The organism is Bacillus sp. SRB_8, assembly GCF_003264205.1.
Lineage (GTDB): Bacteria > Bacillota > Bacilli > Bacillales > Bacillaceae_G > Bacillus_A > Bacillus_A mycoides.
This window is the reverse complement of the sequence record NZ_NADT01000023.1, coordinates 18693-28836: the sequence shown is the minus strand read 5'-3', so window position 1 is coordinate 28836 and position 10144 is coordinate 18693. Positions and strand designations below refer to the sequence as shown.

Sequence of the window (10144 nt, the reverse complement as noted above, 5' to 3'; positions counted from 1 at the left end):
CAACGATTGTTACAACATTTGGAGATACCTATGATACGTTTCTAAAAGAGCCTTTTGTTATTTTTTTATCAGAAGAAAGTGCTAAAAATGATTATACAGCTAACAATGAAAACCGTGCTTACAAAGCTCCTACTTTTAACAAAGGAGAATTTGGTATTAGTGTGTATGATTATAATAAAAACCAAAACTTTTCTAAGAGAATTAAAATTTTCTATAAAGATGGGAAAGTTGAATATAAAACGATAAAACATGGTCAACAAATTCTCATTAAACAGGCTGGTATCATAGTGGACTTACATCCTGATGCCTCAGATCTATATGAACATGATATGTATTATATTACACAAAAACAATTAGATGACGGGAATACTGGTATTGCGCTTACGAATTGGCAAACATATTACTTGAAAAGTGACAATAGTGGTCAAATGAATGGTCCTTTAGCCTTTAAATTTATTAGACAGGAGTTTCCAAATATAAAACCAGGTAGTGCTTCTTTTGACCTAGAGAAACTTTTTCATGCACTACCAGAAGAGAAACGAAAACTGGCAACATTAACTTCGAATCCAGTAAAAGAATCTGATATTTTTAGTTATACCTCTGATGAGCTTGCGGAGATAAAGAGACATAAGCTCGGCGTCGTTACACAGCATAAAAATGAAGAATGTTTTTCTATTTCTGTGAAAATTAGAAACAGGGATAACGTCATGCGGACATGGGAGGATAGTACGAATATTTCTGCTTCATCTAATTGGATCCCAGAAGATAGGAGCATATTTACAATTATTCCAATTGAAAAAGGATCTAATAAGGTGTACATAGAAGCAAATGCAACCTATCTTACATCTGCAAATGGTGAGGTGGGCGTTACAGGATTTCGTGCTTATGGACAAGTATGGACACTTGTTAATTATGGATTTGAAAACTTCTCTTTAAAAAATAACCACGGACAATATTTATCTGTTCATGATACATCCGTATGTCTTACTGACAAGCCTGATAAAAACACTATATTTGCCATTACTATTCAAAAAGATAAATGGAATGAGTGGTTAGCTAAATGGTATTCTAGCAAATAAAATGCAAGTTGATATAACCTCTAGAAGCTTTACAAACATTTTTTACGAGTAACGAACCAACAAACTAATTTTCTGTACATTAAGGAAATCGGCTACACAGATCCCTAAGTTGTTTTTAATCAAGCTTTATTTCAAACCAAAAATAATTGGCCCTTACGTTGCGTATATGTATGCAACGTAAGGGCCCTTTTAAATTCATATTTTAATTTTCTTGGTCAAGGTAACGTATATATCTCGGCTGAACCCCTTATTCCCCCTTTTCGAGGGGATGGGCAAAAACACCCAAAATGGTTTTTGATATTCATGTTTGTTCTATTAATAATATCAATAAATGCTGTAGTGCAGACATCAATTAGTTTATCTGTAACAGATAAAGAAGTACAATTTCTTTATCTAAGACTAACTCACTAAAAAAGATCCCTAATATGGGGATCTTTTTTTCAAAAGGCTAGTTTTTTTGGTAACAAACTTTGCGCTTAACCTACAGTGTATCAGTTGAAATATGTCTAAATTGTGTCTAAACGTACAATTTTCTTTTTTGGATATGGTGAGGCCAAATAGAAGGTAGTTTTTATGTGTGTTTTTCAATCTATATATTTAGATTGAAAAATAACGAAATGAAAGGAATGGTTTGTCTCGTTCCTGTTGTACAAAGGCCTTTTCTTTTCTTAAGATATGTCATAAATACACCAATAAATAATAATAAAGGTGTAGTAACGAAAATTCCAAGTAAACCGAAACTATCTTCAACAAATCAAGGTAAGAACGGCATCCTTGAGGCGAATATAAATAGGTTAAGTACTAGAAAAATAATTATACGAGTAATAATCTCATACTATTAAATTATAAAGGCTACAATTCCTAAAATGATACACAGAATTCCGCTTAATAATTGCCCGATTCCAGAAGCTTGTCCAAGAATCAATAAATTAAAAAGATTTTTTCTTGTTTGGTTTTTCCCCACAAATGCATCATCCGTTTTCATTCTATATATACCCCATAATACTAAGACTACTCCAAAAAGTATAAATAATAGTTTTAAAATCATAATATATTTACCTCTATTCATTATTTGTATTTTACTATATTGTTTACGTTTTTCTCGTCAATTGTACTTATATACTACTATTAGTCATCTTCTTCAAATATAAAAACTTCTTCAATTGATAGGTTAAAAACCACAGATATTCTATATGCTAGTAAAACAGATGGATTATATTTTTGTTTTTCTAACGAAATAATCGTTCTTGAGGATACAAATACTTTATCAGCTAATTCTTGTTGGGTTATTCCATGTTTTAAACGCAACTCTTTTATCATATTTTTCATAGAAATCACCTATTTAAAGAAAATAATTATAATATTTTTTAGCTAACATTTTAGTAATTAGGCAACATATTATTATAAGAAATAGCCCAGTATTTGTTGGAATTATAACCCATTTTGAAATAAACATCATAAGAATAATTATAATCATTAGAATACTTATGGTGAATTGTGCAACTTTCCCTTCTATTAAATCATCCCTTTCATCATATTCCTTTGAAAGCTCTTTTTCTAACTGTTTGCGATTAGTTTTGTATTTAGTTTGAGAAACTAACGCGAAAATTAAAAACATGGTTCCTGTAAGTATCTTTAAATTTCCCAAATAAAAACCTTCACTAAAATCAGCTTCAGTGTGATCAAAAAATATTTCAAAAAAACCTATTGCAATTATTGCAAACGAACATAAATAAAGCTCTTTAAATCTATTTTTCAAACAAATCACTCCTAACACAGCCCTATATGAAGTTTACTTCACGTGAAGCAAACTTCATATTACACTACCATGAAGAGAATGTCTAGAATTAATTTGTTTTAGAATCTCGTTAATCCTAAATTTAGTTTTACTAATAATAATCGTGTTTTCAATTCCATTTTTTTATCCATAGCTGTATAAATTGCTCTAGAAGTTGTGTTTAACAGTGACTGTGCGACCATGTTTTTCACGTTTTGGGAGCGTTATAAAATTCTTAAGTTGATGGATGTGTGGCGATACCCCATACCCATCAAGCTAAGGTCTTGAAGTACCCCCTAAACGAAAAAATTGTACATTTTCACCTGGAGATGCCAATTTTCTCGTCTTGGGGTATTTGCTTTTCTTAGCTTGATTGCGATGTGGCGGTACCCCGTTATTACATTTTATAATCAAGAACGTTTTCAAAAAAACTTCACGGCCTTTTCCAGATAGAATATCGGGAAAAGGCCGTGGTATAAAACTCTTTTTATTGTTGTCTACTTGACGGGGAGATGACCACAGGAACTATCAAAGATTCTTCGTCTGTTTAACCTCTTACAGTGAAATAGACTCCTTAAAAAACAACCATCATGTCGTATATCTATACAATGAAAAATTTCAAATAAAAATTTAAATTTATATATGCATTAGAATAGATTTATTTTACTAATAATGAATATGTTCCCTTTCTATTTTCCTCTTCAAAAAATGCAACTACGTAATACTTCCCAGGTTTCGCTTCAAATTTCCCTTTTATATTATTTCCATCCGCTTGGCCTGTAATGACAGGATTTCCTAGATCTGATTCGTGAAACACATCCCATTTTATACCAATCCCTTGTTCATCTATAACAGAAATATCTACTTCTTTTGGAGATGTGACATTGAATGTGTATATATACGGCATATTAGGCATATCCATATTTCCTTTGAAAAGCTTGTTAAAACGAATTACCTTTGCACTGTCAAATCCATGACCTGCTGGCTCATCCTTTTTTACAGTAATCGTTGTTTGTCCTCGGCCTACTTTTCCTTTATTATCTTTCACTGTTAGCCTTGCAGTATATGTCCCCTCTTTTCCATATACATGAGTAGGGTTTGCTTCTGTACTTGTTGTACCATCCCCAAAATCCCAGAGATAAGAAATAATTTTTCCACCTGTGCTTTCTGTACCATCGCTATGAAACTCAACTTTTTCATTTAATATCTCATTGTACGGTCCATTCATATTTACTTTAATTGTCTGTTTTTCTTCTTCTCCCGTTGCAACACCATGGAATACAACATCGTATTCAAATTGATTGTTCGCATTCACACGATAATTAACAAAATACGCTGTAACTGTTTTGTAGCCGCTCCATTCTTTTTGCGTTAACTGTTCTAAAGATTGATTAATTTGCTTGCTCATCGCTTTCCAATCTTCAGATTCTCCTTTTGTTACGCCGCCTGTATATGTTCCTTCTAATGTAAACGTATCAAAGAATTGAGACTTATGCTTTGTCATTGTTGCATCTTTTATACGTGCCACATTTTCAATTTCTTTCTTTACATCAGCTAGTGGCTTTGGTGCATGTTCAGCTAAATAATCATCTGATACTTGTGGGGTATTATATGTATCTTGATTATCAATTAACTGCTTCATATAGTCTTGGTATTCTTTATTTAAATTTGGATCCTTACTTAAAGCTTCACGATATGCATCGTAACCCTTCACATCATTTGCACGAATTAAATCTTGAATCTTATCGAAAGTTTCAAATTGATGAGTATATAAGTAAGACTGCAGTGCAAAAGAATAATTATAAAAATCCCATGATCCATATTTCGAAAATAATGTTCGTTCTGCTGTATAACGTTCTGCAGGATTAGATGATAATCCTTTAATTACACTTTTGCGCGGAACAACGTTATTCGTACGAGTAGATCCCGCAAAAAATTCTGCATTTCCTTCATCAAACCAAGTCATACGTTCATTTTGATATAATTCTCCTTGTCCCCATGCTCCTGGAACTTCGTATCTTGCCTGTAAATAGTGTGTAAATTCATGACGGAACAATTCTTCTAAAGTATAGCTACTTTGCTGTGGTGTACGTTCATATGTAAAGAACGTTCCTTTTCCTTCAATGTAAATGCCACCATTATTCGTATCATATCCATATAGTTGGCTATTTCGTTTATATTCATATGGATCATTATAAATTACGATTGTCAGTACATCATCAGCTTTCCCTGCTTCTAACGCTGCATCATTTCCAATTACACGATGATATTGCGCTTTTACTTCTTTAGCAGCCCAATATAGTCTCTTAACCTTTTCTTCCGTTACTTTATCTCCTGTTTTAAATACAATAGAACCGTCATCGAATGTATACGTTTTTGGTAAGTACTGCTGTTGACCTTCTTCACGGATTTTCTTTAAATCTACTGTATTTCCGCTATAATCTTTTCCACCATAGTTTGTTGAAATTTGCTCTACTGCATTAAAATAAGCTTCACTTAAACGAGGATACATATGCATTGCTTGTGTAAGTACTTCTAAAGGTTTATTTGGATTACTATGGAATTTCCCTAAACGGCCAGCATAATAAATACCATTATTAATTAACCCGCTATTTTCTGTTGTTACATGATTCAGAAGAGCCAGTCGACTGACTTCATTTATGAAACCATCAATTTTCCCATACCATATTGTTTCATCTGCTTTTTTCTTTGTATCATTCAAGTAAGGCTGTATATCCTCATCAACCCCTTGTATGAGATTATACACGGCAGCCCCTTTGTTCTGATCACTTACATATGTAGCTATATTATCGTTATATTGTTTTAATATATTCCCTGCATATTGAACTATTTCAGCATCACAAGAAGCATTTCTAATTAATTTACCGTACGCAGATACCACTGCATCCTGTTTATTTGTACCCAGTTTAAAATTCGGATTTTTTGCAATTGCTTTTAATGCAGGTAAACATTTATCATGGAAGCTTCGCTCATTTAAATAGTTTAGCTCTTTATTATTAAAGCCTAAATAAAGACCGCAATATAATACTTCAACAAACGTCTCAATCCCTTTTGTATCATCTTTTGTAAATGTGCTTCCGCGACGACCTAATTCATCAATAATAACCTGTATTCGCTCTTTATTTTGATAAAACACTTTTGTTTCTTGATTAAATTGAGATAAATCTGTAATTTGATCCCAACTAACATTTGCAAATGTATCAATTAATTCGTCATCACTCATTCTATTCAGCTCTGCCACAGAATACTTTTGCTGAAATTGTTTTGCCGCTGCTCGTTTCACGGCCGGAGCTGGACGTTGTGAAAAATCGCCTACTTTTAAACGTTCTTCATAAGAAAACGTTTCGTCTGCTTTTGTAGAATGTGCAATTTCATCCGTTGAAGTTTCTATCCCAATTGGTTTCTTTTGTAACACATTATAAGGTGTGTTTTCTTCCGCTGATACTTGTGTTTGAATACTTCCAAATGATAAGGCCACTGTACTAATACCGAGCATCATTTGAGTAAATTTTGATTTCTTGTTCATAACATTTCCTCCGTTTAAAAGTTTAATAAAACAACATATTAATTCTTTGCATATTTCTATACACAGGAATACCATATCAAAAAGAACATGATACCTTTTGGTGCAAGTTAAACCGTAAAAAGCACTCTAATGAGTGTCGAGTGAGTACTTTTACGGTTTAACTTGAATACGCTAAAGGATAAACATTTTGTATATCATTTGAGCCTTTTATAAAATATTTGATCCTATAGATTTAGTGTGGACAGGTTCATTGCAATAACATAAATCCACAATATTATATCTGTGTGAGAATCTACCCAAGTAATAATAGAGATTTCTATATGCTAGTAATAATGAAACTGAGCTTAATTTTTCTGTTTTTTACTTAAGATGTAAGAGTTAATAAAATACCTACTGGATAATCATATGTTTTTCTTAAATTAGATTTATGCAACCTCTTCCTTTCTTTCATCATTTCTACAAGATTATAAAAAATGAAATTATACTGTACATTGCTTATACTTTTTACTCCAGATTAAAATAAAAACACCTTCGATATATTTATCTTATTATATATATATTTCAATTTGATTTCATAAATGTTACAAAAGTTTTTCAAAGGTCTGACTTCTTTCCTGATGAAACTAATAAACAAAAAGGGAAACCTGCATGTTCATTATCTTTATAGCTACTTTTTAAGTTATATATATAGATTATTTATTAATATGTAATATTGCATATTAGGGGTCACCTGTAGCTTTATAAATAAGTTAAAAATACTTCTCAAACCTATATAGTGCGATAAATAAGGTTCTGGTGCAAAAATAAATTATAAAAAAAGTAGGACCTGAATTTCCTACTAAATTAGAGATTATGATTCGATACCAAACAATTTATCAATGAAATCTTTTTGATTTTGGGCAGACTTTACGGTTCTGGTGCAAAAACGACTACGTAGATAATCCAACATGAATGTTATATTTTTATGTAAATGAGTTGTTCGGGAATTAGTATAAAAATCCATATTTTTATACTTTGTAAAGATTAAATGTTCGTAATTAATCTCATATTTTTGTGTGTATTTTGACAGCATTCGAGGTTTGCACCAGAGCCGAATTCACTAACCTAAATCATGGTAACCCTTATCAAATTATCCCTTATAAAAAAGGAACGAATAAAGTAATCGTAAAAACAGGTTCAAAATATCTTTCAGGAAAAGAAGGAAAAGGACTTCAATATTCCGATTCGCTTGGCGATGATGAAGTATTTGAACTCGTTCAGACAGGAAATAATCACGACGGTAAATTCCAGTTCCATTTAATAAATAAAAATGGCGTACGTTTGTCTGGAAATTCTTACATTCAACAATTCGGTTCTGATTGGAGTTTCAGTTCTGAACTTCGTTTTACAAAAAGCAACAATGAAATTAACAATTGGTTAATAGAGTGGTATCCGGGTAAAGAAAATGAGAGACAGAAGTATGACAAAATAGAGATGATAAAGAATGAAAAGGACCCTACTAAATATAGTGCAAAAGATTCTTCTGGAAATGTAATAAAGAACAGTTGGGTAAATCGCGAGAATCAGTATTTCTTTGCAGATGCTGAAGGAGCCCTTTTGACAGGCTGGCAAGACATTAAGGGGAAGACTTATTATTTCCACCCGACTGATGGTTACATGGTTACTGTAAATGGATCTGAAATCGATGGGAAGTACTACAACTTCAATGATGATGGTTCCTTGCAACGATCAACCTGGAAAGGTGATACTTATTCCGATACTGATGGAGTGGTTATTAAAGAAGGCTTGAAAGATATAGATGGTAAAATTTATTATTTCCAAAATTACAATGTAAATAAAAAGGAAATACGTCTAGAAGATCGAGATTTCATTCTTCACTTTTCTGACAAAGGCGCACTTGAGAGAGTTTCTAATCTAAAGGGAGAAGCTATAAACAGCATTGTTAATGTTGGGTTTGACGACAAAGTATTAGCATTTAATAAAGACGGTTCGATTTTGAAAACAGGGATCAACAAAAGAGAGGGAATAATAGAATATTATAGTTTAGAAGATGGATCTTTCCATACCGGTTGGAAAATGATAGACGGTAAAAGATACTATTTCACAAATGGTCACAATACTACGTTCAATGATTATAAAGACATTGACGGAAAAAAATATTATTTCAATGAAGACGGATCAGTTAATAAAACAGGGTTCGAAAAAATAGATGGTAAGCTATACCACTTTGACAAGAAAGGCGAAGCACAAACGGGTTGGCAAACTATCGATAATAAATATTATTACTTCGATGAGAAAGGGGCAGCTAAAAGAGGATGGTTCCAAGTTGGTGGCGGATACCACTTCCCTGATTACGGATACTTTACTTATTATGCTAAAGAGGATGGTTCTATTTATACAAATACCAAGGTTGAAATTAATGGAAAAACCTATAAGTTTGACAACCATGGACACAAAGGCTTTTAAGTGATACAAAAAAAGTCTATTTTTATAAGTATCACTCGTTAAAAGGGATGTTTTTACCTGACTTAAGCATACAACCCTGAAAAACTAAAAATGACTGTTCCACTCAGTGAGTGAGAAAATCGTTTGAAGAGTTAGCTTATATATACAAAAATGGGTCATATTATGCACTGGATTTTATTCCTATTCCTATAATATGGCCCATTTTATTTTCACAGGTATAATTATTTCTTGTTGATTCTATCTTTTGAGATTGACGAAAATATAAATATTTTTGCTCAATTGAAGTCACTCTATGAAGCGTTACCGTGGGCCATATGTGATTATTAGCTTGCTGGCTACATGGTGCTACCTCGAATAAAAAGGAACCCAGACTGGGGTCCTTTTTATTCGTATTTTATCATTCAATAGGAAGGTATTTTTGTGAATCTCTTAAATGTAAAATTTGATTGTATTTTTCTTCCCGCTGTTCTCGTTGATTTTTAATGATCTTTTTCACATGACACCATTCTGTAGAAGGATTTAGTTTACTATCGTCTATGTTTAATGTAGAAATGTCATTATAATTCTGGTACCTGTTGTTATGCCAGATATGCTCTTCTTGTAACATGATATTCGGGAAATAATAGATACTTAACAATTGGGAAGTGTTTGCAATCAGAACCCATGGACGCGACTCCGTTAATCAATCTATATTGTTGTTCTTTTATGTTTTGAGAAGGAGGAGATACCTGGTGCTTTTTATTTTTAATAAGAGAGGATGACAAATATTGTTGTGCTTCTTTTTTAGAAGGAAAAGAGTGGTATTGAGCACCTGAATACCCTTTTACATGCGTCTCACATTCTTTCCAAGAATAAAAAATGCCAGTTTTCCTTCCTTTTCGCACAGCATATACTTTCTTTTTCATCCTTCTTCCCCCTTATTTCATTTCTAACAATCCCTCTTCTTATGCATTATGTAGTAATGGTGGAAATAGCATTTTTATAGATTAATTGTTGTTTACCATTCACCATAAATAGCACCGTGAATCGATCAATACCGATCACCTGACCAGAAATTCGAAAACCATTTTTTAAGATAACCACCATATTTTCCTTTTGCTGTCTTAACTGTTCATAGTACTCATCTTGTAAATTTTGCATTGTTATTCTCATCCCCCTTTACATGATGGTATCATATTTTAGACCATTTGATGTTTTATGTATACATTTCTTCGAATCGTTATCCGAAAGGAAAGGTAAGATTTAAATGGATACTAATTTTGGTTGTTGAATGTT

Annotated in this window: 7 protein-coding genes and 1 pseudogene; 2 read left to right on the top strand and 6 right to left on the bottom strand. The window is 32.3% G+C overall.

The genetic code is table 11. The annotated features are described in order from the left end of the window. The coding region (locus B5P40_RS20715) for a hypothetical protein (protein WP_113709784.1) at nt 1-1079 on the top strand (1079 nt) is incomplete at its 5' end. An 838-nt stretch (nt 1080-1917) separates the two neighbouring features. Here B5P40_RS20715 and B5P40_RS20705 read toward each other — a convergent pair. The 4 genes from B5P40_RS20705 to colA all read right to left on the bottom strand — a co-directional run bounded on the left by B5P40_RS20705 (nt 1918) and on the right by colA (nt 6403). Next, complete coding sequence (locus B5P40_RS20705) at nt 1918-2127, bottom strand: hypothetical protein (protein WP_113709782.1); 210 nt, start codon at nt 2125-2127, stop codon at nt 1918-1920. Between the two features lie 80 nt (nt 2128-2207). Next, nucleotides 2208-2408: a helix-turn-helix transcriptional regulator gene (locus tag B5P40_RS20700; RefSeq protein WP_113709781.1), complete on the bottom strand. Its 201-nt coding sequence runs from the start codon at nt 2406-2408 to the stop codon at nt 2208-2210. Nucleotides 2409-2421: 13 nt separating this feature from the next. After that, on the bottom strand, nt 2422-2838 hold the full coding sequence (locus tag B5P40_RS20695; protein ID WP_113709780.1) for a hypothetical protein: 417 nt from the start codon (nt 2836-2838) through the stop codon (nt 2422-2424). Between the two features lie 676 nt (nt 2839-3514). Beyond that, nucleotides 3515-6403, bottom strand: coding sequence for a collagenase ColA (colA, locus tag B5P40_RS20690; RefSeq protein WP_113709779.1), 2889 nt, complete (start codon nt 6401-6403; stop codon nt 3515-3517). 1095 nt (nt 6404-7498) lie between these two features. Here colA and B5P40_RS20685 point away from each other — a divergent pair. Further along, nucleotides 7499-8869, top strand: a pseudogene (locus tag B5P40_RS20685) (N-acetylmuramoyl-L-alanine amidase family protein); the annotation flags it as partial. 578 nt (nt 8870-9447) lie between these two features. Here the strand turns inward: B5P40_RS20685 and B5P40_RS34405 are convergent. Continuing rightward, on the bottom strand, nt 9448-9774 hold the full coding sequence (locus B5P40_RS34405) for an RNase H1/viroplasmin domain-containing protein (protein ID WP_242473762.1): 327 nt from the start codon (nt 9772-9774) through the stop codon (nt 9448-9450). A 46-nt stretch (nt 9775-9820) separates the two neighbouring features. Then, complete coding sequence (gene hfq, locus B5P40_RS20675) at nt 9821-10009, bottom strand: RNA chaperone Hfq (RefSeq protein WP_113709777.1); 189 nt, start codon at nt 10007-10009, stop codon at nt 9821-9823. Between the last annotated feature and the right edge of the window lie 135 nt (nt 10010-10144).

What these genes read in the sequence shown, in the direction of transcription:
- colA (WP_113709779.1), bottom strand. Translation starts at nt 6,403, where the DNA reads ATGAACAAGAAATCAAAATTTACTCAAATGATGCTCGGTATTAGTACA.
- B5P40_RS20705 (WP_113709782.1), bottom strand. Translation starts at nt 2,127, where the DNA reads ATGATTTTAAAACTATTATTTATACTTTTTGGAGTAGTCTTAGTATTA.
- hfq (WP_113709777.1), bottom strand. Translation starts at nt 10,009, where the DNA reads ATGCAAAATTTACAAGATGAGTACTATGAACAGTTAAGACAGCAAAAG.
- B5P40_RS20700 (WP_113709781.1), bottom strand. Translation starts at nt 2,408, where the DNA reads ATGAAAAATATGATAAAAGAGTTGCGTTTAAAACATGGAATAACCCAA.
- B5P40_RS34405 (WP_242473762.1), bottom strand. Translation starts at nt 9,774, where the DNA reads ATGAAAAAGAAAGTATATGCTGTGCGAAAAGGAAGGAAAACTGGCATT.